Below are 21,819 nucleotides of genomic sequence, written 5' to 3' on the forward strand. Positions count from 1 at the left end.
GCCGGAGCGGCTTCGAATCGGAAAGGTGTCCCATGAAAATGTATCTCATGTCGCTCGGCGCGGGTCTGCTCGTTGGAATCGTCTACAGCCTTCTGAACGTCCGCTCGCCTGCGCCACCCGTCATCGCGCTCGTCGGCCTGCTCGGCATTCTGGTCGGCGAGCAGCTCATCCCCTTCGCCAAGACGCTGCTGGCGCAGGAACCCGCGGCGGTCTCTTGGATCAACCAGATCAAGCCGCATATGTTCGGTCACCTCCCCAAGGGCAACGAGCAGGTCGACGTTGCCCAACGGGCAGCGACGAATGTACAGGAGCGGAGCTGATGACGACGCGCCGATCCTTTCTGGGCGGAGCGTCTAGTCTGGCGTTCTCAAACCTCTTCTCCCCGGCAAAAGCCGCCGATCCCAAGCAGACCGGAGTAGACACCATGCATCCCGACCTGATCCTCCACAACGGGCGCGTCACCACGCTCGACCGCACCAATCCGAACGCTACCGCGATCGCCATCAAGGACGGCTTGTTTCTGGAAGTCGGCACCGATGCCGAGATCATGGCGCTCGCCGGATCGAATACGAAGACCGTCGACCTTAAGGGCAAGCGCGTTCTGCCGGGCTTGATCGACAACCACACCCACGTCGTGCGCGGCGGGCTGAACTACAACATGGAACTGCGCTGGGATGGTGTCCGCTCGCTGGCCGACGCGATGGACATGCTCAAGCGCCAGGTGGCGATCACCCCGGCACCGCAATGGGTCCGTGTCGTTGGCGGCTTCACCGAACACCAGTTCGTCGAGAAGCGCCTGCCGACGATCGAGGAGATCAATGCGGTCGCACCCGACACGCCCGTCTTCCTCCTGCACCTCTACGACCGCGCGCTCCTCAATGGGGCGGCGCTGCGGGCGGTCGGCTACACGCGCGATACGCCCAACCCGCCCGGCGGCGAGATCACACGTGACGCCAACGGCAATCCAACCGGCTTGCTGCTCGCCAAGCCCAACGCGGGCATCTTGTACTCGACGCTCGCAAAGGGGCCGAAGCTGCCCCTTGACTATCAGGTCAACTCGACACGCCACTTCATGCGCGAACTCAACCGCCTCGGCGTGACGGGCGTGATCGACGCGGGCGGTGGTTACCAGAACTACCCGGACGACTACGAGGTCATCCAAAAGCTGTCCGATGAGAACCAGATGACGGTGCGTCTGGCCTACAACCTCTTCACCCAGAAGCCCAAAGAAGAGAAGCAGGACTTCCTAAACTGGACGCAGTCTGTGAAATACAAACAGGGTAACGACTATTTCCGCCACAACGGCGCTGGCGAAATGCTGGTCTTCTCGGCGGCTGATTTCGAGGATTTCCGGCAGCCGCGTCCGGAGATGGCGCCGGAGATGGAAGGCGAACTTGAGGAGGTTGTTCGAGTCCTTGCGGAAAACCGCTGGCCCTGGCGCATGCACGCCACGTACGACGAAACCATCTCACGCTCGCTCGACGTCTTCGAGAAGGTCAACAAGGACATCCCGCTCGAAGGTTTGAACTGGTTCTTCGACCATGCGGAGACGATCTCCGACCGGTCCATCGACCGGATAGCAGCCCTTGGAGGCGGGATCGCGACCCAGCATCGCATGGCCTATCAGGGCGAATACTTCGTCGAGCGTTACGGCCATGGCGTGGCAGAGGCGACGCCACCGATCAGAAAGATGCTTGATAAGGGCGTGCATGTCTCGGCGGGCACCGACGCCACCCGCGTCGCCTCCTACAATCCATGGGTATCGCTCTCCTGGATGGTGACCGGAAAGACGGTCGGCGGCATGCAGCTCTATCCCCGCGTCAACTGCCTTGATCGCGAGACGGCGCTTCGCATGTGGACGGAAAAGGTCACATGGTTCTCCAACGAGGAGGGCAAGAAGGGCCGCATCGAGAAGGGCCAGTTTGCCGACCTCGTCGTGCCGGACAAGGACTTCTTCTCCTGCGCCGAGGACGAGATCTCCTTCCTCGTCTCCGAACTGACCATGGTGGGCGGCAAGATCGTCTACGGCGCGGGCGAGTTCAAGGCCCTCGACGAAAACGATATCCCGCCAGCGATGCCCGACTGGTCGCCGGTGCGCAAGTTCGGGGGATACGCCGCCTGGGGCGAGCCGGAAGGTGCCGGAGCGCGATCGTTGCGACGTACGGCGATCTCCACATGTGGCTGCGCCAGCGACTGCGGCGTGCATGGTCACGACCATGCCGGTGCCTGGACGTCGAAGCTTCCTATCGCGGACCTCAAGGGCTTCTTCGGCGCTCTTGGATGCTCCTGCTGGGCAGTCTGACGCGATCTCATAATGAGTAAACCGAACGGGCAGCCGCTGCAACGGCTGCCCGTTTCCGTTTCCGCCATCTGCAGATAATTGCGATTGCTGCAATTAAATGGAAACTATTGATGCAATTGTTAGAGCGGGTGGTTCTGACAATATCGCTCCATCAGACGAACACCAATGCCGCTCGAACCGACGGCTAAGACTGCAGGAGCAACGATGACCATCAACTCACATCCGAAAACACGCGGGCTTCTCGCCGACATCGCATCGGCACCTGCCATGCGGAGGGCGGCCCTCCTCGCGCTCTGCGCCGCCTATATCCAGGGGCCTCTCACTAAGATCGCCGACTTCGAAGGTGCGCTCGCGGAGATGGATCATTTTGGTCTGCACCCCGCAGCCTTCTTTGCGGTGGCCGTCATCGTCTTCGAACTGACGGCCTCCCTGACGGTCGTCTCGGGCTTCCTGCGCTGGGCGGGGGCTCTTGCGCTTGCGGGCTTTACCGTCCTCGCCACCTTCATCGCGCTGCGCTTCTGGGAGATGGCGCCTGGCATGGAGCGCATGATGGCGACTAACGCCTTCTTCGAACATCTCGGTCTCGCAGGCGCGTTCGTTTTCGTCGCCGCATACGACCTCACGAAGGGAGCAGGCAAATGAGCACCGCCAAGTCGTCCGGGGGCACCTTCGCGCCTCTTGCACAGCCCGTCTTTGCGGTTCTATGGGCCGCAACCGTTCTGGGTAATACCGGAAGCTTCATGCGCGACGTCGCTAGCTCTTGGCTGATGACGGATCTCTCCGCGTCGCCGGCCGCGGTAGCGATGGTTCAGGCGGCGGGGACTTTGCCGATCTTCCTACTCGCCATTCCCGCAGGCGTCCTCACCGATATCCTCGACCGCCGTAAGTTCCTGATCGCCGTCCAGGTTCTGCTGGCATCGGTGAGCATCTCGCTGATGGTTCTGTCCCAGACCGGTATGCTCTCGGTCAGCGCACTGGTCGGCCTGACCTTCCTCGGCGGCATCGGGGCCGCGCTGATGGGGCCGACCTGGCAGGCTATTGTGCCGGAGCTGGTGAAGCGCGAGGACGTCAAAAGCGCAGTCGCGCTCAACTCGCTCGGCATCAACATTGCCCGCTCCATCGGCCCTGCGGCCGGAGGGCTGCTTCTTGCTGCCTTCGGCGCCGGTCTAACCTATGGTGCGGACGTCGCCAGCTACATCGTGGTCATCGCCGCTCTTCTCTGGTGGCCGCGCGTCAAGAACCCCAGTGACGCGCTTCAGGAAAACTTCTTTGGCGCATTCCGTGCAGGCCTTCGATACACCCGCTCCAGCAGACCGCTACACGTCGTCCTTCTGCGCGCCACGATCTTCTTCGCCTTTGCCAGCGCAGTCTGGGCGCTCTTGCCGCTCGTAGCGCGGCAACTGCTGGGTGGTGACGCCAGCTTCTACGGCATCCTGCTTGGCGCAGTCGGCGTTGGCGCGATCGGCGGGGCCTTGGTGATGCCGAAGCTGCGCGAACGCCTGAACTCCGACGGCCTGCTTCTCGGCGCCGCTGTCGTAACCGCTTGGGTCATGGGAATTCTTGCGCTTGCGCCGCCAAAGATCGTCGCGGTCGTCGTGCTCCTATTTCTCGGCGCCGCGTGGATCACTGCCCTCACTACTCTGAACGGCACTGCCCAGTCCGTTCTGCCCAACTGGGTACGGGGTCGCGGTCTCGCCGTCTACCTGACGGTCTTCAACGGCGCCATGACGGCCGGCAGCCTCGGCTGGGGCGCCGTCGGCGAGACCGTCGGCATCCAGTCCACACTGCTCATTGGCGCGGCAGGTCTACTTGTCGCGGGCTTCGTCATGTCCCGCGTGAAACTACCGGCAGGCGAAGCCGATCTGGTGCCTTCGAACCACTGGCCGGAGCCTCTAGTGGCCGAACCCGTCGCCCATGACCGCGGCCCGGTTCTGATCCTGATCGAATACAAGGTCGAGAAGCATCACCGCAGCGCATTCCTGCACGCCCTCGACCAGCTCTCTCAGGAGCGTCGTCGCGACGGCGCCTATGGCTGGGGCGTCACCGAGGACTCGGCCGACCCGGAGAAGATCGTCGAGTGGTTCATGGTGGAATCCTGGGCCGAGCATCTCCGCCAGCACAAGCGGGTGTCAAACGCCGACGCCGATCTCCAAGGCAGGGTTCTCGCCTATCATGCCGGAGCGGACAAGCCTGTCGTCCGCCACTTCCTGACGATCGATCGTCCAGGTGCGGCCTAACGAATTCATAAAGGCGCAGGGCGGCTTCGGCCGCCTGTCGCTTGAGCGACGGGCCTGAAACGATAATGCATTGCGGGATCTAAGGCTCATCTACGCAGAGGCGACATCGCGTTAGCAGCATTAACAAAGAGAATGATCAATCCCGCCGGCTATGTGTTCTTTCGCCGTTTGACCTTCTGGCGAGGTGCTGCAAAGCATGCAAACAAACCGGCGATATGGCCTCCGCTGATGGTGTGGCGGGACATTTTCTTGCTGCCAGGTGAAAGAGCCGTCACCAGCCATGTTGACTTGCTTAATTCCAACGAGACGAAAATTGCGCCAAGATCGACGAGAGTAGTGGTCTGCGCTCGAGATTGATCTGCTGTCATCGGCATGGTTGGCCTCCAGAGAGTTTTCTAGCGACCTCACTCTGCCACCGTGCAGGCCGCTACTCACCCCTGATGGGATCTCAAGGCGAAGGCGACGACCATTGTCAGTCGCCAAACCGACCAGATCAGGTAGCTAACTTGCTGGCCATGGTCTGCTCGGCTGCAACTCCGTCATGAAATGAAATTGCTGCGGTTATAGACATGCACAAAGCCCAATTCGCTAGATTGGTGTTCGAGATATTAGCCTTGTCGGTCGACGGCACCTCGGTTTCGAGAGGTCGGCATGGTCGTTTACCGCCGCGCCAGGCTACAGATCCGAAGCACATTGCACCCATCCCCAGGGGCGTGCCAACCGGACGATCTTCCAAAGTTCCCAAAAATCTGCGAAGAGACATGGGCATCTATCATCCCAGTCCAGTGCGCGGCGCAACCCCCAGACACGATGTCTCCTCTCGCCATTATCGAGAACCGCGCGCTGCGGCGATGAACCTGTGGGCGCAAATACCTCGGGCATGAACCGTCGAGGCGCAATCAGGCTAAGATTGTCCTGTGAGCGTTAAGTTTACGATGGCCGCAAGGTCTATCAAGGATATGCAGTCGCACCATCGGGTTTGCGGGTGATCTTCCGCTCCCAGTGGATGTAGTCCTCGGTCTGCAGCGCCTTCTCATCGATCTCCAGACCCCAACCGGGGCGGTCCGGGCGTAGCTCCATATGACCATCGACGGGCATGTAGGGATCAGCTGCCCAGGGAGCGTGGACGTGCGGCTTGAACTCCAGCACCTTGAAGTTTGGCTGGGCCGCGCAAAAGTGGATGTTCACCGCCGTTGCAAGCGGACCCATCGGGTTATGCGGCGCGACCGTCACATAGTGCGCCTCGGCGATGGCTGCGATGCGTCGCATTTCGCTGACGCCGCCGACCACGCATATATCGGGCTGGATAATGTCGGCGCCGCGGGCAGACAGCAGCGACAGGAATTCGAAACGCGAATAAAGCGATTCACCGGTTGCCAGGGGAACCGTGACCTTCAACTTCAACTCCGCCCATGCCGGGATGTGTTCCGGCCGGATCGGCTCCTCGTAGAACAGCGGATCGTTGGCCGCGATGGCCGCGGCAAGCTGCACGGCTTGATAGGGTTCGAAGATCTTCGCATGCGCGTCAAACGCATAGTCAAAATGCGATGGCGTGATCTCGCGGATCTTGCCGAACCAGTCACCGGTCTCCTTGACAAGTTCGCCCCAGCGGCCGGCATGCAGATCGCGGCGATAGGGGCTGAGCTTGAAGGCGGTATAGCCGTACTTCTCGTTCAGCTCGAGGGACTGGTCGCGCGCGGCTTCCGGGTCCGGCGCGGTGTATACGCCGCAATAGACCTTGACGCGATCGCGCACATTGCCGCCGAGCAGCATGTAAACAGGAAGCCCGGCGGCCTTGCCGGCGATATCCCAGAGGGCGTGATCGATTGCCGAAATCGCCGCGAGGCCGAGCGCGCCCGGAGGAAAGCGGCATTGCTGATTGAGTTTTAGTACGAGGAACTCTACACGTCGCGGATCCTCTCCCTCAACCTGATGAAAGAGGTAGTCGAGAAGCGGTGGGAGCGCCCAGTCCGGGCCGTGGTTGTAGCACTCGCCCCAGCCGGAAATGCCTTCGCTGGTTTCGATTTTAAGAAGCAGGCGAGGGCGATCGTCCACGCGCTGCATGTAGGTCTTGAAGCCTGTGATGTGCATGGGATTTTCCTTAGGCCGTGCGGCCTTTTTTGACGACATTGTCAATGATGACGCGTAGATCTGCGCGTTCGGCTTCGGTCAGGCTCTCGACGCCGGGGACGCGCACGGGCCCGACATCGGTTCCAAGCATACCGAGCGCTTCCTTTACGACGGTGACGTTAGCACCGTTGAGATACTTTGTGCGCAATGCCTCGAAGCCAGCAATGTCGTCGATGAGCGCGCGTGCGGCGGCGTAGTCGCCCTTTTCCAGCGCCTGGTGGATTGCATGCGAGCGTTCCGGGAAGACGTTGACGAGGCCGGAGGTGAAGCCGCGGGCGCCCATGGCGTAGAAAGCCGGGGCCCAACCTTCGGCGAGACCGCAGACCCAGATTGCCGGCGCATCCGTAGTCGCGCGGATCACTTCGGCGAGCAGCATCAGATTTCCGGACGCAAACTTGATGCCGGCGATATTCGGATGCAGCGCCAGCTTGCGGAAGTCGGCGATGGAGAAAGTATCGCTGCGCACATAGGCGATGACGGGAACGGTGCTGGAGTCAGCAAGTTCGAGGAAGTAGCGGGCCTGGTAGCTTGGGCCGGCAAAGGGATCCATCGGGTGATGTCCCATGATCGCATCGGCACCTTCGGCGATGGCATCGCGGGCGAGCGCCTTGGCTTCGGTCAGCGAACGACCAACGGCGGCGCTGACCAGCGACTGGCCGGCGGCGGCCTTGATTGTCGCGGCGTGGACCGCGCGCACTTCATCCATCGTCAGGGTGAAGAATTCGCCGGTGTTGCCGGCCGCCATCAGATTGTGGACACGTGCATCGGCGAGGCGGGTAATCAGCGCCGAGAGCTTGACGATGTCGACGCTGCCATCCGCTTTGTAGGGGGTTACGGGCACGCCCGATATGCCCGTCAGTGCCCTGCGGATCTTTTCCATTGCCTCGGTCACGTCAGATGTCCTCCTTCTTCTTGAACACGATGTTGAGGTAGGTTTCGCCGGAACGCACGACGTGGTCCCGCATCACGCGTTCGGCCTTGTCGCTGTCGTTGGATATGATGGCGGCGGCGATCGCGGCATGTTCGGCCAACGCCTTGCCGCGCTCGAGTGGATCGGAATGGATGACGCGGCGTATGCTGGCGTCGTAGAACTGCTGCCGTTCAATCATGCGCGAGAGATACTGGCACCGAGAGGCGATATGGATATGCTCGTGAAACGTCTCGTTGAGCGAAATCAGGTCGTCGGCGATGCCGTCTTCGGTCGCCTTGCGCATCAGGGCGACGATATCTTCCAGCTTGCCGGCTTCAGACCTATCGATGCGCTTGGCGGCAAGGTGGGCGATCATCGATTCCAAGGCAGCGCGCGCCAGGATCATCTCCTCGGCCCAGCCCGCATTGAAACGGATCAGCACGCCACGGCGTGGTAGCGTCTCGACCAGTCCCTCGGTCTCAAGTTGACGCAGGGCTTCCTTGATCGGCGTGGTGCTGACGCCAAGCTGCTCGGCGAGCTGGCGTTCGTTGACGCGCTCGTCCGGCGCGAAGCGGCCGGAGAGAATCGCTGTCCGTAGCGTCTTGTGCACATGGTCGCGCAACGTCGTCAAAAAACGCGGGTCGATCTTCTCGATGCGATCTGCGCCAGGCTCTGCCGATGCCTCTTTTTGCATGTCCCGAAAATTCTCCCGTTGACGACAAAATCGTTTTGTGAGATCTGATATACCAGATTTCAGATCGATGTCGATATGGAAAATTTGCGCTCGGGGCGAGGTCCGGCGCATCAGGGAGGAGATAGGACGATGAAAAGACGCAGTTTTCTGATGGCGTCGGCGATGATGGCATCGACGCTTGCCATACCGCTCGGCGCTGAGGCGGCGACGCCCAAGGACCAGCTGGTGATCGCCACCAACATGTCCTCCATGCGCGGTCTGGATCCGAACGAGCTAAACCAGCTGGAATCGGCGGAGATCGTCGCCAACCTCTATGAGCGACTGATCGTGCTCTCCGCCGACGACATCACCACGCCGCAGCCGGGTATCGCCGAAAGCTGGACAGTGTCCGATGACGGCAAGACCTTCACTTTCAAGATCCGCTCCGGCGTCACGTTCCACTCGGGCAATGCACTGACCGCCAAGGATGTCGAGTGGTCGCTGCGTCGCCTGGTGAAGCTCGGCCTGGCACCTTCGGTCGATCTTCGCCAGTGGGGGATTACCGACAAGAATGCCGATGAGCTGATCAAGGCGACCGATGATGCGACGGTAGTGCTGCAGACGCGTGAGGTTTGGAACCCGAACCTGATCCTCTTCTCGCTCGCCAGCTTCTCGACCTCGATCCTGGACAGTAAGCTTCTCGCCAAAAACGAGAAGAACGGCGACATGGGCCGCGAATTCCTACAGACCAACGATGCCGGATCCGGCCCCTATTCGCTCAGAACCTGGCGCGTCAACGACCTCCTGATCTCCGACGCCTTCAAGGACTACTGGCAGGGCGCGCCGAAAATGCGCCGGGTCATCCTTCGCCATATGCCGGAATCATCCGGTCAGCGTCTCCAGTTGGAAGCCGGCGACGTCGATGTCGCGACGCGTCTTTCCTCGACCGATCTGGCGGCCATTGAAGCCGGCGGCAAGGCCGACATCCAGAAGACGCCGGGCTTCGGCTTCTACTATCTGGCGCTCAACCAGAAGGACGAAATCCTTGCCAAGCCAAAGGTTCGCGAGGCATTCCGCTATCTCATCGATTACGACGGTCTCGCCAACACCGTCATGAAATATTACGGTATCAAGCAGCAGACGATCATTCCCGGCGGTCTGCCTGGCGCCAGCACGGATAATCCCTACAAGCTCGATATCGACAAGGCCAAGCAATTGCTGGCCGAGGCCGGTTATCCAAACGGCTTCTCCAAGGTGTATTATGCGACACCCGTCACGCCGGAGTACGAAGTTGCCCAAGCGCTGCAGGCCAATGCGGCCAAGGCCGGCATCAAGCTCGACCTGCAGGGTGGAGACCATATAGGTAAGTTCCGCAACCGTGAGTTCGAGATCTTTTCGGCGCGGACCGGCGAACGCCTGCCCGATCCACATGCGGTTCTGGCGTCATATGCGACGAACCCGAACAACGCCGACGATGCGAAACTCTCCGGCCTGATCGCCTGGCGCTCCGCCTGGGAGGTCCCGAAGGATATCCAGGACATGGTCACGGCCGCCGCGCACGAAACCGACCAGCAGAAGCGCGCCGATCTCTACGCCAAGATCAACAAAGCCTATTTGGACGCTTCGCCGGCTTTGATCACCTCTTTCCAGCGCACGGACGCGAAGGCGGTCAGAAAGGAAGTCAAGGGTTATGTCGGTCATTCGACCTGGCTCACCCGTTGGGACACCGTCTCGAAGGGTGAATAGGCCCTTCTTGTCGAGGAGAATGACGTGAGTATCTCACAGACATCTGGAAACGCGCCGGCAGGCGGACGTGCTGCTCTTGGTGCGCTGCGCAAGGTGACGGCATCCTTTGCTGTCATCCTGACGACGCTGCTCGGTTTGCTCGTGATCACCTTTGTCGTTGGCCGCATGGTTCCCGCCGATCCGGTTATTGCCGTTATCGGGGACCAGGCCGATCACGAGACCTATGAGCGGGTCTACAAGGAGATGGGGCTGGATCAACCGCTCTATGTGCAATTTGCCACCTATCTCGGCAATGTCGCGCATCTGGATTTTGGCCAATCGCATGTGACGAAAAACCCCGTTGCCAGCGATCTCGGCCGTGTCTTCCCCGCGACGCTGGAACTCGCCACGCTGGCAACGATCATCGGCGCGGGCTTCGGCATCCCGCTCGGTATCATCTCTGCCGTCCGCAAGGGCACCTGGGTCGATCACATGGCGCGTGTCGTCGGTCTGCTCGGCCACTCGACGCCGATCTTTTGGCTGGGCACGATCGTCATCCTGGTCTTCTACGCAAAGTTCGGTCTCATCCCCGGAAGTGGCCGCCTCGACGTCTACAACGAGGGCCTGGTCGAAGGGCCGACTAACTCCATCCTCGTGGACGCAGTCCTTGCAGGCGAATGGGAGGTCTTCCGCGACGCCCTGCTACATGTCGCGGCTCCCGCCCTGATCCTCGGCTACGCCGCAATGGCCTATCTCAGCCGCATGAGCCGCAGCTTCATGCTCGAGCAGTTGCGACAGGAATACATATTGACCGCGAAGGCCAAAGGACTTGGACAGCGGGCGATCATCTGGCGCCATGCCTTCCGGAACATAAGGGTGCAGTTGCTCACGATCATCGCGTTGGCCTACTGCGGCCTCCTCGACGGCACGGTTCTGATCGAGACGGTCTTCGCCTGGCCCGGCCTTGGCCAATACCTGACCTCGGCGCTGTTTTTCGCCGACATGAATGCGGTCCTCGGCAGCGTGCTCCTCATCGGCATCATCTCGATTGCCATCAATCTCCTGTCGGACCTGACCTATCGGTTCCTCGATCCGCGTACCCGGTGACATCATGGCGACACGCTACTTCAACGATCTGCACAACTGGCTGATCAACGAGGAGTTCTCCTCGACGCGTCAGGCGCGCCTCCACAAGGCCTATGTACTGTGGCTGAACCTGATCGCAAACCCACTGGCTTTCGCCGGCTTCCTGGTCGTGCTGATGCTGATATTGATCGCCATCTTCGCGTCTCTGCTAGCCAGCCATGATCCGATCGTCCAGGATTTGACGATGGCGCTGAAGCCGCCATCCTCGGTTAACTGGTTTGGCACCGACGAGTTCGGCCGCGACGTCTACTCACGTCTGGTCTACGGTGCTCGTACGACACTTTACATCAGCATCCTGGTCACGGTGATCGTGGCGCCGATCGGCTTTGCGATCGGCGCGACCGCCGGCTATCTCGGCGGCTGGGTCGATGTCGTCTTGATGCGCATCACCGATATCTTCCTGTCGTTTCCAAGCCTCGTGCTGGCGCTCGCCTTTTCCGCAGCGCTTGGTCCTGGCATCGAGAACGCCGTGATCGCCATCGCGCTCACCGTCTGGCCGCCGATCGCCCGCCTGGCGCGCGCCGAAACGCTGACGTTCCGCGCCGCCGATTTCGTCGTAGCAGCCGAGTTGCAGGGTGCCGGTATGGGACGCATTCTGTTTCGCCATATCGTGCCGCTTTGCGCGCCGTCGATCATCATCCGCCTGACGCTCAACATGTCGAGCGTCATCCTCACGGCCGCCGGTCTTGGTTTCCTCGGGCTCGGCGCCCAGCCGCCGATGCCCGAATGGGGCGCTATGGCGGCCTCCGGGCGGCAATATCTTCTCGACGCCTGGTGGCTGACGACCATTCCTGGCATCGCCATTCTTCTGGTCAGTCTCGCCTTCAATCTGCTCGGCGACGGACTGCGCGACATCATGGATCCACGCAATGCCTGAACAGTTAAAACCGATCCTCTCGGTCAAGAACATGTCGGTGCAGTTTCCGACGCTGTCCGGCGTGGTCAACGCCGTTAAGAATGTGAGCTTCGATGTTGGCCGCGAGAAAGTGGGCATCATTGGCGAATCCGGTTCCGGCAAGAGCACGACTGGACGCGCCATCATGCGGCTTCAACCGGATACCGCGCGCGTGGTTGCTGACAAGATGCGCTTCGAGGACGTAGACCTGTTGGCCGCCACCGAAGCCGATATGCGCGCGATCCGCGGCAGCCGGATTTCGATGATCCTGCAGGACCCGAAATACTCGCTCAATCCTGTCATGACCGTCGGCGAGCAGATCGCCGAAACCGTCATCCTGCACGAGCGTCTTGGAAAGAAGGCGGCGCGCGAGCGCACGCTCGCCATGCTGGAACGGGTAAACATCCGCGACGCGCAGCGCGTCTTCAATCTCTACCCGCATGAAGTCTCGGGTGGCATGGGCCAGCGCATCATGATCTCTATGATGCTGATCTCCTCGCCCTCGCTGATCATCGCCGACGAGCCGACCTCCGCACTCGACGTGACCGTGCGCCAGCAGGTGCTGTCTATCCTTGATGACCTGATCACCGAGCGTAACATCGGCCTGATCTTCATCTCCCACGACCTCAACCTCGTGAAGAGTTTCTGCGACCGCGTCATCATCATGTATGCAGGCCGGATCGTGGAAATCATCGAAGCTTCCAGGCTCGATGACGCAACCCATCCCTATACACGCGGCCTTCTTGAGGCGCTGCCAAGTCTCGATCATCCTCGAGACCGTCTGGAAGTGCTGAAGCGCCAGGCAAGCTGGGCGGAGGCGTGAGATGTCCATCATATCGGTAAACGATCTCGCCGTATCCTTCGGCAGTGGCAATGATTTCAAGAAGGTCGTCAAAAACGTGACCTTCGAGGTCGCGCCTGGCGAAACCTTCGGTCTGGTTGGCGAAAGCGGTTGCGGCAAGTCGACGGTGCTCGGCGCGCTGGCGGGACGCATCAAGAGATGGAACGGTTCGGTGTCGATCGACGACGACGAGGTTGGCCCGAAGCGATCCCGCGCGCAACTCGCAAAGCAGCAGATGGTGTTCCAGGACCCGTTCGGCTCCCTTCATCCGCGTCATACGATCGGGCGTACGCTGCTGGAGCCGCTCGAAATCCATGGGTTGAACCGGAGAGAAGAGCGTGTCGAGCAAGTGCTGCGCGACGTGGGCCTGCCGCCCAGCTTCCGGCATCGCTTCCCTCACCAGCTCTCAGGAGGGCAGCGGCAGCGCGTGGCGATTGCGCGCGCCCTTATCCTCGAGCCGAAGATCCTGTTGCTCGATGAGCCGACGTCCGCGCTCGACGTCTCGATCCAGGCCGAGATACTCAACCTCCTAAGGGATCTGCGTGAACGGTCGAATCTGACCTATGTCTTGGTCAGCCACGACATGGCGGTCATCGCGCATCTCTGCAATCGCGTTGCGGTCATGCAGGACGGCATCTTCGTTGAGGTTACGACGCGGGAGCAGCTTCTGAATGGGAGCGTTCAGCACTTCTACACGAAGACGCTGCTGGACGGGAGCAGGGGATACATTCCGAAAACGAAGATGCCGGCTTAACGACCGGTTGGCACCCTCTCGTCCGCAAGGCGAAGGGGACGTCGGATGCGAGGTGAAACTAGATGGCCGAGTGCGCTCCATCCACTATTGTCTGGCAGATCGCTTGGCGGTGTGCGCGATCACCCCTTTATGTGAGCGGCGCCATGCACTTGGCTGTGTTTCGGTGTGCAAATTTGGTTTTGACTCATTTTGATGCAGTCGCAATGACGCTGCGTTGCTGGTTTCCAAGAAGCCTGAGGCCGCGCCAGCGGCCAAAGCGACGACCGCTGTGGGGCAGCGCGATCAAGGATGTTATGGACCCGTTAGGTTTTTCGAACATCTGCTTAATTGAGAGAAACGGCAATTTCAGATCGTATGGTCTGCAGCACGCGCCATATCGCATCGCCCTGCAGCATCCGGTATCGCGTGCTGGCATCCCTCCCACCTATCAGACGCCGCCAAGTGCAGGTGCCGGAGCGCCTATACGCTGTAGAGGTTCAGCGCCCTAATGAAGGCCGCATCGCAGCCGAGTATATTCTACAGATACCATTGCCCGTCAGCCGCAGCAGCTTGGTCTGCTCCGACGAGACGATACAGCGTTGACGACATTCACCATCGGTTTGATCGCGACGGATATCGCTTCCAATGGGTGTTCACGGCGAGAATCAGGTGCTGAGACGCTGCTGCGTCTGCTGGTCGAAGAAATGTACCTTCGAGGTTTCGAAGGACAGTTTCACCGGCTGTTCAGGAGCGATGTCGACCCGCTCGCGCACCACCCAGGTCAGTTCCCTGCCGTCGACTTCCACGGCGACATGAGTTTCCGAACCCGTTGGCTCGACCACCTTGACCACGGCATCGACGCCGGTCTCGCCGCCAAAGGCAATGTCTTCGGGACGGATGCCGAGCGTGACCGGCCGGTTGGCGGAACTGGCCGGCGCGCGTGAGAGTTTCACGCGCGAACCGCCGTTCAGCGCCAGCGCCGGGCTGCCGACATCGGCGATGGTGCCTTCGAGGAAGTTCATGGCGGGGGAGCCGAGGAAGCCGGCGACGAAGATGTTGCGCGGCTTGTCGTAGAGTTCGAGCGGGCTGCCGATCTGCTCGACGCGGCCGCCATGCAGCACGACGATCTTATCGGCCATGGTCATGGCCTCTATCTGATCGTGGGTGACATAGACGATCGTGGTCTTCAGGCGCTGGTGCAGCGCCTTGATCTCGGCACGCATCTTCACGCGCAACTTGGCATCAAGGTTGGAAAGCGGCTCGTCAAACAGGAAGACTTTCGGATCACGGACGATGGCTCGGCCCATGGCGACGCGCTGGCGCTGGCCGCCGGAAAGCTGCGCCGGCTTGCGGTCGAGCAGCGGCTGCAGGCCGAGGATAGCCGCGGCCTCGCCGACCTTCTTCTCGATCTCCGGCCGCTTGGCGCCGGCGAGTTCCAGCGCGAAGCCCATGTTCTGGGAGACCGTCATCTGCGGATAGAGGGCGTAGTTCTGGAAGACCATCGCAATGTCGCGATCCTTGGGCTGCAGATTGTTCACCACCCGCCCGTCGATGCTGATCTCCCCGCCGGTAATGTCCTCGAGCCCGGCGATCATGCGCAGCAATGTGGATTTGCCGCAGCCGGAGGGACCGACGAGGATGGTGAATTCGCCATCGGCGATCTCGACGTCGACGCCGTGGATGATATCGACGGCGCCGAAGGACTTCTTGACGTTTCTGATGCTCAAGCCAGACATTTGCGATCCCTTCGACTGTTTTAGCGCTTCCTGCGCACGCGCAGCGCCTGATACGGCTTGCGCGGGATTTTCACGCCGAAGGCGGCGTCCGGCTTGCCGCCGCGCACGACCGAGCCGTGGCGCGTCGGATACGGAACGGGTGCGGCCACCTTCTCGGCCGGGGTGATCGTCATTTCCCAGGTGTCGATGATGTCGACATCGTAATCGTCGCCATCGACGGGCAGGCCGGTGGACCAGATCACCGGCTGATGTTCGCCGAAATAAATCAGGCGGAAATCGCCGTCGCCGTCACGCGCGCCTGAAACGCGCGACCAGGGCCATTCGCCGATGACGCTGAGCGGCTCGAGGCCGTGCTTGACGTCCGCCTCCAGCAGATCGCGCAGGAAGCCGATCCGCTTCCAGGCTTCGCCGCGGAGTTCCCCGCCCTTGGCCCACCAGATCAGATCCTCGGGATGGGAATAGGTCTCGCCGTGGCCGGCATAGCCGCCGCGCGCCATCGTGATCCAGAAGCGGTGCACCAGTTCCCCGGCATGGAGATTGCCCCAGGACTGCAGGATGTCGCCCTCATATTCGGGCTCGTCGTTGATGACGGGCTTGCCGTAGGCATTGCGCCATTCCTGGGTGCGCTTGACGTCGGGGTTCTGAATGCAGGTATGGGTGACCCACGGCTTGCGGTGATCGAAATTGGCCGTCACGTCGCCATTATGGATGGAGCGCAGATGCTGGTAGGGATCGTTTTCCTCCAGAATGTGGAAGTAGCGGTCCCATTGCTCCATCGGCTTGGTGTCGATCAGGAAATCATATTCGTTGGCGAGCGACCACCAGACGTTCCGGTAGGCGGCAAGCCGCGCGGCGAGATATTCGACATAGCGGAAGTCTTGCGGGACCGACATGTCGGCATAGCCCCAGCGGTCATAGGGATGGAAGATGATGATATCTGCTTCGATGCCGAGATCGCACAGCGCCGCCACCTGCTGTTCGAAATGCCGGAAGGCCGCGGGATTCGGGCGATCGAAGTCTTCCTTGCCGTCCGCGCCGCGCTCGAAGCATGCGTGCAGCGGCTCGTTGACGTTATAGGGATAATCCTTCGGAAAGACGCCCATGCGCATCTTGTTGAAGCGGGCTTTCTTCAGCGTCTCCAGCGTCTGCTTCTGCATTTCGAGCGGCTGGTGCGTCCACGCATAGCAGGTCGTTCCGAAGGAAAGGAACGGCGTTCCGTCGGCATAGGCGAAATGGAATTTGTTGCGCACCCGCACCGGGCCGTGATTGCCAGATGAAGGGGCGGTCGCGGCTAAAGTGCCGGTCTTGCCGTCGAGCGCTGCGGTCTTCGAGCGCGTCCTGAACGACCACTCGCCCTCGCTGTCTGGCATGAAGCGGATGCGGTAGGTGCCGTTGCCATCATAGAAGCCCGGCACCCGCACTTCGCGGCTCTTATGGGTGAAGACGGCATCGAATGCCACGTCGAGATAGGGGTTGCCGCCGGCCGGCCCTTCGAAGACGGCCTCGAACACGCCCCATTTTTCGACTGCTGCATCGGGCATTCTGTCTCTCCTCGTAAAATGATTTCGCGATCAGCCCTTGACGGCGCCGGAGGTGAGGCCGGAGACGAAGTAGCGCTGGAACATGAGATAGACGGTCGTCGCCGGAAGCACGGTCATGACGATCGCGGCGTTGAGCTGGCCGTAATTGCTGGAGAACTGCCCCTGGAACGACATCAGGCCGAGCGGCAGCGTCCACATGTGCTGGTCCTGCAGCAGCACCAGCGCCATGGCGAATTCGTTCCAGGTGGAGACGAAATCGAGGATGAGCAGCGCGGCGAGCACCGGCAGGCAGACCGGCAGGAAGATCCTGCGGAAGATGGTGAAATGGCTTGCGCCGTCGATGAGCGCCGCCTCCGAAAGCTCCTTCGGAATGCTCTTGAAGAAGCCGTGCAGGATGAAGACCTGATAGGGCACGCCGAAGGCGATATAGGGCAGGATGACGCCGGGATAGGTGTCGATCAGGCCGAAGGAATTGACGAGGGTGAAGAGCGGCGCCAGCATCACCTGAAAGGGGATCATCGTGCCGAAGACGACGAGAAGCAGCAGGGCCTTGCTGATCTTCAGCCTGATCTTGGCGAGCGCATAGGCGGCCATGGCTGAGAGGAACAGGCCGAGCGGCACCTTGATGACGGTGATGATGACGCTGTTGAGGAAGGAGTTGGCGAAATTGCCGCGGCTCCAGGCAGCGCTGTAATTGTCATAGGCAAGCTCGGTCGGCGGCATGAAGGCGCCGGTGCTCGTCACCGCCGCCGGCGTCTTCAGCGAAGTGAAGACGATGAAGACAAAGGGCGCCACCCAGACGAGGGCCACGATGACGAGCGTGATCCAAAGACCGATCAGGACAGGATCGCGCTTCATCGACGACGGCTGGACGTCGAGATCCACGGCGGCGGTATCGCTCGGCACTGCTGTCACGATTCGACCTCCTCATGCCTCTGGGTCCATCTCAAATAGGGAATGACGACGGCCATGGTGATCATCAGCAGGACGACAGAGATCGCCGCACCCCGGCCGAAATCGAAGATCTGCATGGCCTGGGTGAAGGCCCAGAGCGCCAGCATCTGGGTGGATTGGGCCGGGCCGCCGCCGGTCAGGCCATAGACGATGTCGAAGGCCTTCAGCGACGAGATGATGGAAAGAACGAGAACGATGGTGATCGTCGGGCGCAGCGCCGGCAGCGTCACATGCTTGAAGACGGCCCAGCGGCCGGCGCCATCGATGCGCGCGGCCTCGACCAGCGTCTGCGAGACGTTCTGCAGGCCGGCCAGGAAGAGCACCATGGAGAAGCCGACCGTCTGCCAGAGATAGGCGACGAAGACGGAGTAGAGCGCGATATCCTTGTTGCCGAGCCAGTCCTTGATCCAGCCCTGCATACCCCAGGAGGTCAGCAGCTGGGCGAACAGTCCAAAGAAGGGATCGTACATCCACTTCCACATGGTGGCGACGGCGATCGGCGCGATGATGACGGGGAGATAGAAGATCGCCCGCAACCCGTTGCGGCCGAAGATCTTCTGGTTGAGGCTGAGCGCCAGCAACAGGCCGACCAGCGGCGGGAAGATCAGGCTCATCAGCGTCCAGATCACCGTGTTGCGGAAGGCGACCCAGAAGACAGGATCGCGGGTGAAGATCGCCGAATAATTGGCCATACCCACGAACTGTCGGTTGGCATCGAGCCCGTTCCACTTCTGGAAGCTCAGGATGACGACGTTGAGCATCGGGTAGAGCGCGAAGACCGCGTAGATCGCCAGCGCCGGCACCAGCAGGATCGCAGCCTGCATGCGCGGATCATGTGTCGATTGTCGAAGTGACATGCTTTCCTCCTGGCAGGGCCTTTGCAGCCAGCTCGCGAAAGAAGGTGCCGGCCGATCAACGCGTGCGTCGATCGGCCGGCGCTTGGGAGGAATCAGGTTCTGCTGGCGATGAAGCTCTGCAGCTGCTTAGCCGCCTCGGCCGGTTCGGTGTTGCCGGAGGCGACGTCGTTGATGACGCGGAAATATTCCGTCGTGACATCGAGCGGGAAGGCCTGGTCGCCGTTCATGTAGACCTTGCCGTATTTCTGGAAGATGCCCAGCCATTCCGCCTCGAGCGGCTTCTGGTTGGCATATTGGACGTTCTTGTTGACGGAGGTCGAGCTCAGCTGGCCGAGCAGATCCTGCTGCACCTTGGTCGACAGGAAATAGTCGAGGAACTTGGCGGCAATGTCGGGATTCTTGCTCTTGGTGCTGATGTAATTGTACTCGGCGAAGCCATAGAGACGTTCGGTATTGGTCGGGAAGGGGAAGATGCCGTAATCGTCGAGATTGGCGCCGGAGCCGTTGAGCTGGCTGACCAGCCAGTCGCCTTCCAGCATCATCGCCGCCCGGCCTGCCGTGAAGAGGCTGTAGGACTGCTTGTTGTCGATGCCCATGAATGGCTGCAGCGTATAGTCCTTGGTCCACTTGGCGAATTCGGCGAAGGCGTCCGTCGCGCAGGGCTCCTTGGTCCAGTCCAGCGTCATCGCCTTCAGCGCGTCGTGCTTTTCGGCGCCGCACCTGGTTTCGAGGATCACGTCCATCAGGCGCATGACGTGCCAGTTGACCGTGCCGCCGAAGGTGAAGGCGGGAATGCCCGCGGCCTTCAGCTTCTCGGCGGCGGCGAGAAGCTCCTCATAGGTCTTCGGCTCTTCTGTGATGCCGGCCTGCTCGAACAGCTTCTTGTTGTAATAGACGGCTTCGCCCTTGAAGGTGAAGGGAACGCCGTGCTTGCCGCCCGGATAGAGATCGGCGAAGGCGGCTGCGGACGGCAGCAGTTCGTCGGTCCACTTATATTCGGTGTAGTACTTGTCGAGGGGCAGGGAGAGACCGGCCTTCACATATTCGCCGCCCAGACCGAGGCCCGCCCAGCTGAAATAAATGTCGGGGCCCTTGTCGGAGCCGGCCGCGACGCGCAGCGCAGTCTTGTGCTCGTCAACGGCGCGCTGGACGATCTCGATATGCGTGCCCGGGTTCGCCGCTTCGAAATCCGTCGCCACCTTCTTCAGCGCGCCGTTGGCGGCATTATTGTCGAAGTTGAGGGTCCAGAGCGTGATGTCTTCGGCAAGAACAGGCGTCGCGGCGAAAGACGCCATGGCGATCGCGATGATGCTCGCCGTCTTCAATTTCGCGGATAGGGTCAGCATTACCGTCCTCCTCTTGATAAGCGGCCCCTTGTCGCAGATGATCATTTACATGTCAACTGGTATGATGAGCTAACCATCACGATGCTGTGTGAATTTCGCGATGGCGGCAATGAGGATCGCGGCCGACGCCGCGCCGGGATCGATATGACCGATCACCCGTTCGCCCAGCCGCGACGCCCGCCCCTTGGCGGCCGTCATATCCCTCGTCGCTTCGCAGCCCTGGCGCGCCGCCCGCTCGGCCAGATCGAGACATTCGAGGAGGGAGGCTCCCGATGCCCAGGCCTCAAGCGCCGCATCGGCCGCGGGCTTCCAGGCATCGACCATGGTCTTTTCGCCGGGCTCGGCCTTGCCGCGCTCTTGAATGCCCGCAGCCATCGCCGCGAAAGCGCGCACAAACTCCTCATCCGCGAGGTCCGGCCTGTCCTTGACGGCGGCGCCGGCGCGCATGAAAGCGGTCGCATAGAGCGGGCCGGAGGATGCGCCGACCGCGTTCAGGAACGCCTTTGCCGCCGCGTTGAAGGCAGCCGTCGGCGCGGCCTGCGCGGGGTCGAGTGCTGCGACCGCCTTGGCCGCGGCCTCACAGCCGGCATCCATGGCAAGGCCGTGATCGCCGTCGCCGATCGCGCCGTCCAGCTCGCAGAGATGGTCGCGATGCGCCGCGATATCGGCGGCGATCAGGGCAAAGAGGCGCTGCAGGTCTTTGGTCGCGATCGCCATCGATCACCTCCTGAACATGGCGCAGTCGCAGGGATGGTCGATCAGCCGCTGAAGCTCGTCGTCGAGATGCATGAGCGTGATGGACGCTCCGGCCATTTCGAGCGAGGTGCAGTAATTGCCGACGAGCGAGGTATGGATGACGAGCCCGGCCTCGTCGAGCCGCGCCTTGACGCGCCGCATCATGATGTAGAGTTCCATCATCGGCGTGGAGCCGAGCGAATTGACGAGGACGGCGACGCGGTCGCCGCGCTCGGCCTTCATCTCCTGGAGAAGATTGTCCATCAGTTCGTCGGTCACCGCGTCGGCCGTCTTCAGCGGCCCGCGCGCCACGCCCGGCTCGCCATGAATGCCCATGCCGATCTCCATCTCCTCCTCGCCGATCTGGAAGTTCGCCTTCAAGGTCTGGGGCAGCGAGCAGGGCGAGAGCGCAACACCCATCGTATAGGTTCGCGCATTGGCGTGGCGGGCGGCGCGCTCGACTTCGTCGAAGGAATAGAGAAGATCGCAGGCAGCACCGGCGGCCTTGAAGATAAAGACATTGCCCGCGACCCCGCGCCGCCTGTCCTTCTGATCGGCTGGCGCGGACGCGACATCGTCAGTGGTCAGAACGGTGCGCACCGCGATGTTGTCGAGCGCCAGCATTTCCGCGGCCATGTCGAAGTTCATGACGTCGCCGGCATAATTGCCGTACATGAACAACACGCCGACGCCGCCGTCGACGGCCATGGCGCAGGCCGCAATCGGATCGGGCGGCGGCGAGGCGAAGACGTTGCCGATCGCGGCGGCATCGGCGAGCCCCTTGCCGACATAGCCGAGGAATGTCGGTTCGTGCCCGGAGCCGCCGCCGATCACCAGCCCGACCTTGCCCTTGCGCGGCCCGTTCCTGGCAACGATGGCGCGCGGCACGCCATCCACGGCATAGAGGTGCTCGGGATGCGCGGCGAGAACGCCTTGCAGCATCTCATCGACGGCATCCGCGCCTGCATTGATAAGCTTCTTCGTCTTCACGCCGATCCTCCCAGAACGAGCTCCGACTGAATAGATGCGGCGGGCGGGCCGGAGGTCAATCCGCTAGA

At 61.5% G+C, this 21,819-nt stretch carries 19 protein-coding genes and 1 pseudogene; 9 read left to right on the forward strand and 11 right to left on the reverse strand.

All coding sequences use genetic code 11. The features are described 5' to 3' along the window. Window positions 1–32 precede the first annotated feature (32 nt). From FHT78_RS07180 to FHT78_RS07195, 4 genes are all read left to right on the forward strand, one after another. Window positions 33–320, forward strand: a complete 288-nt coding sequence (locus FHT78_RS07180; RefSeq protein ID WP_183742072.1) for a XapX domain-containing protein — start codon at window positions 33–35, stop codon at window positions 318–320. Beyond that, window positions 320–2,302, forward strand: coding sequence for an amidohydrolase (locus FHT78_RS07185; RefSeq protein WP_183742074.1), 1,983 nt, complete (start codon window positions 320–322; stop codon window positions 2,300–2,302). The genes FHT78_RS07180 and FHT78_RS07185 overlap by 1 nt, the downstream gene beginning before the upstream one ends. Window positions 2,303–2,506: 204 nt before the next feature. Continuing rightward, window positions 2,507–2,944, forward strand: coding sequence for a DoxX family protein (locus FHT78_RS07190; RefSeq protein ID WP_183742076.1), 438 nt, complete (start codon window positions 2,507–2,509; stop codon window positions 2,942–2,944). Further along, on the forward strand, window positions 2,941–4,539 hold the full coding sequence (locus tag FHT78_RS07195; protein ID WP_183742078.1) for an MFS transporter: 1,599 nt from the start codon (window positions 2,941–2,943) through the stop codon (window positions 4,537–4,539). The genes FHT78_RS07190 and FHT78_RS07195 overlap by 4 nt, the downstream gene beginning before the upstream one ends. A 227-nt stretch (window positions 4,540–4,766) precedes the next feature. On the opposite strand, the pseudogene FHT78_RS07200 reads toward FHT78_RS07195, so the two are convergent. The 4 genes and pseudogenes from FHT78_RS07200 to FHT78_RS07215 form a co-directional block, all read right to left on the reverse strand. Further along, window positions 4,767–4,907, reverse strand: a pseudogene (locus tag FHT78_RS07200) (IS110 family transposase); the annotation flags it as partial. A gap of 583 nt (window positions 4,908–5,490) precedes the next feature. After that, window positions 5,491–6,630: a mandelate racemase/muconate lactonizing enzyme family protein gene (locus FHT78_RS07205; RefSeq protein WP_183742080.1), complete on the reverse strand. Its 1,140-nt coding sequence runs from the start codon at window positions 6,628–6,630 to the stop codon at window positions 5,491–5,493. 10 nt (window positions 6,631–6,640) lie between these two features. Continuing rightward, window positions 6,641–7,549: a dihydrodipicolinate synthase family protein gene (locus tag FHT78_RS07210; protein WP_183743412.1), complete on the reverse strand. Its 909-nt coding sequence runs from the start codon at window positions 7,547–7,549 to the stop codon at window positions 6,641–6,643. A gap of 13 nt (window positions 7,550–7,562) precedes the next feature. Further along, a complete protein-coding gene (locus FHT78_RS07215; protein WP_183742081.1) occupies window positions 7,563–8,273 on the reverse strand; it encodes a GntR family transcriptional regulator in 711 nt (236 codons plus the stop codon). 129 nt (window positions 8,274–8,402) lie between these two features. On the opposite strand from FHT78_RS07215, the gene FHT78_RS07220 reads away from it, so the two are divergent. From FHT78_RS07220 to FHT78_RS07240, 5 genes are read left to right on the forward strand one after another with little or no spacing between them, the layout of a single operon-like run. After that, entirely contained in the window at window positions 8,403–9,998 is a 1,596-nt protein-coding gene (locus tag FHT78_RS07220) for an ABC transporter substrate-binding protein (RefSeq protein WP_183742083.1), read from the forward strand. Between the two features lie 24 nt (window positions 9,999–10,022). After that, entirely contained in the window at window positions 10,023–11,084 is a 1,062-nt protein-coding gene (locus FHT78_RS07225; RefSeq protein ID WP_183742085.1) for an ABC transporter permease, read from the forward strand. A gap of 4 nt (window positions 11,085–11,088) precedes the next feature. Beyond that, window positions 11,089–12,000, forward strand: a complete 912-nt coding sequence (locus FHT78_RS07230) for an ABC transporter permease (protein ID WP_183742086.1) — start codon at window positions 11,089–11,091, stop codon at window positions 11,998–12,000. Beyond that, on the forward strand, window positions 11,993–12,841 hold the full coding sequence (locus FHT78_RS07235) for an ABC transporter ATP-binding protein (RefSeq protein ID WP_183742087.1): 849 nt from the start codon (window positions 11,993–11,995) through the stop codon (window positions 12,839–12,841). Before FHT78_RS07230 ends, FHT78_RS07235 begins: the two co-directional genes overlap by 8 nt. Before the next feature lies 1 nt (window position 12,842). Next, window positions 12,843–13,613: an ABC transporter ATP-binding protein gene (locus FHT78_RS07240; protein WP_183742088.1), complete on the forward strand. Its 771-nt coding sequence runs from the start codon at window positions 12,843–12,845 to the stop codon at window positions 13,611–13,613. A 644-nt stretch (window positions 13,614–14,257) separates the two neighbouring features. On the opposite strand, the gene ugpC is transcribed toward FHT78_RS07240, so the two are convergent. From ugpC to FHT78_RS07275, 7 genes are all read right to left on the reverse strand, one after another. Continuing rightward, entirely contained in the window at window positions 14,258–15,328 is a 1,071-nt protein-coding gene (gene ugpC, locus FHT78_RS07245) for a sn-glycerol-3-phosphate ABC transporter ATP-binding protein UgpC (RefSeq protein WP_183742089.1), read from the reverse strand. Between the two features lie 20 nt (window positions 15,329–15,348). Beyond that, a complete protein-coding gene (locus FHT78_RS07250) occupies window positions 15,349–16,869 on the reverse strand; it encodes a DUF5060 domain-containing protein (RefSeq protein WP_183742090.1) in 1,521 nt (506 codons plus the stop codon). Window positions 16,870–16,899: 30 nt separating this feature from the next. Continuing rightward, window positions 16,900–17,784 carry a carbohydrate ABC transporter permease gene (locus tag FHT78_RS07255; protein WP_183742091.1) on the reverse strand — a complete coding sequence of 295 codons (885 nt, stop codon included), beginning with the start codon at window positions 17,782–17,784 and terminating at the stop codon, window positions 16,900–16,902. Next, window positions 17,781–18,680: a sugar ABC transporter permease gene (locus FHT78_RS07260; RefSeq protein ID WP_183742092.1), complete on the reverse strand. Its 900-nt coding sequence runs from the start codon at window positions 18,678–18,680 to the stop codon at window positions 17,781–17,783. The genes FHT78_RS07255 and FHT78_RS07260 overlap by 4 nt, the downstream gene beginning before the upstream one ends. A gap of 92 nt (window positions 18,681–18,772) precedes the next feature. Further along, window positions 18,773–20,026, reverse strand: a complete 1,254-nt coding sequence (locus FHT78_RS07265) for an extracellular solute-binding protein (protein ID WP_183742094.1) — start codon at window positions 20,024–20,026, stop codon at window positions 18,773–18,775. A 69-nt stretch (window positions 20,027–20,095) separates the two neighbouring features. Beyond that, a complete protein-coding gene (gene dhaL / locus FHT78_RS07270; protein WP_183742096.1) occupies window positions 20,096–20,743 on the reverse strand; it encodes a dihydroxyacetone kinase subunit DhaL in 648 nt (215 codons plus the stop codon). Window positions 20,744–20,746: 3 nt separating this feature from the next. Then, window positions 20,747–21,751: a dihydroxyacetone kinase subunit DhaK gene (locus FHT78_RS07275; protein ID WP_183742098.1), complete on the reverse strand. Its 1,005-nt coding sequence runs from the start codon at window positions 21,749–21,751 to the stop codon at window positions 20,747–20,749. Between the last annotated feature and the right edge of the window lie 68 nt (window positions 21,752–21,819).

Source organism: Rhizobium sp. BK196 (assembly GCF_014193255.1).
Taxonomy (GTDB): Bacteria; Pseudomonadota; Alphaproteobacteria; order Rhizobiales; family Rhizobiaceae; genus Rhizobium.

What these genes read in the sequence shown, in the direction of transcription:
- FHT78_RS07180 (WP_183742072.1), top strand. Translation starts at nt 33, where the DNA reads ATGAAAATGTATCTCATGTCGCTCGGCGCGGGTCTGCTCGTTGGAATC.
- FHT78_RS07185 (WP_183742074.1), top strand. Translation starts at nt 320, where the DNA reads ATGACGACGCGCCGATCCTTTCTGGGCGGAGCGTCTAGTCTGGCGTTC.
- FHT78_RS07190 (WP_183742076.1), top strand. Translation starts at nt 2,507, where the DNA reads ATGACCATCAACTCACATCCGAAAACACGCGGGCTTCTCGCCGACATC.
- FHT78_RS07195 (WP_183742078.1), top strand. Translation starts at nt 2,941, where the DNA reads ATGAGCACCGCCAAGTCGTCCGGGGGCACCTTCGCGCCTCTTGCACAG.
- FHT78_RS07205 (WP_183742080.1), bottom strand. Translation starts at nt 6,630, where the DNA reads ATGCACATCACAGGCTTCAAGACCTACATGCAGCGCGTGGACGATCGC.
- FHT78_RS07210 (WP_183743412.1), bottom strand. Translation starts at nt 7,549, where the DNA reads ATGGAAAAGATCCGCAGGGCACTGACGGGCATATCGGGCGTGCCCGTA.
- FHT78_RS07215 (WP_183742081.1), bottom strand. Translation starts at nt 8,273, where the DNA reads ATGCAAAAAGAGGCATCGGCAGAGCCTGGCGCAGATCGCATCGAGAAG.
- FHT78_RS07220 (WP_183742083.1), top strand. Translation starts at nt 8,403, where the DNA reads ATGAAAAGACGCAGTTTTCTGATGGCGTCGGCGATGATGGCATCGACG.
- FHT78_RS07230 (WP_183742086.1), top strand. Translation starts at nt 11,089, where the DNA reads ATGGCGACACGCTACTTCAACGATCTGCACAACTGGCTGATCAACGAG.
- FHT78_RS07235 (WP_183742087.1), top strand. Translation starts at nt 11,993, where the DNA reads ATGCCTGAACAGTTAAAACCGATCCTCTCGGTCAAGAACATGTCGGTG.
- FHT78_RS07240 (WP_183742088.1), top strand. Translation starts at nt 12,843, where the DNA reads ATGTCCATCATATCGGTAAACGATCTCGCCGTATCCTTCGGCAGTGGC.
- ugpC (WP_183742089.1), bottom strand. Translation starts at nt 15,328, where the DNA reads ATGTCTGGCTTGAGCATCAGAAACGTCAAGAAGTCCTTCGGCGCCGTC.
- FHT78_RS07250 (WP_183742090.1), bottom strand. Translation starts at nt 16,869, where the DNA reads ATGCCCGATGCAGCAGTCGAAAAATGGGGCGTGTTCGAGGCCGTCTTC.
- FHT78_RS07260 (WP_183742092.1), bottom strand. Translation starts at nt 18,680, where the DNA reads ATGTCACTTCGACAATCGACACATGATCCGCGCATGCAGGCTGCGATC.
- FHT78_RS07265 (WP_183742094.1), bottom strand. Translation starts at nt 20,026, where the DNA reads ATGCTGACCCTATCCGCGAAATTGAAGACGGCGAGCATCATCGCGATC.
- dhaL (WP_183742096.1), bottom strand. Translation starts at nt 20,743, where the DNA reads ATGGCGATCGCGACCAAAGACCTGCAGCGCCTCTTTGCCCTGATCGCC.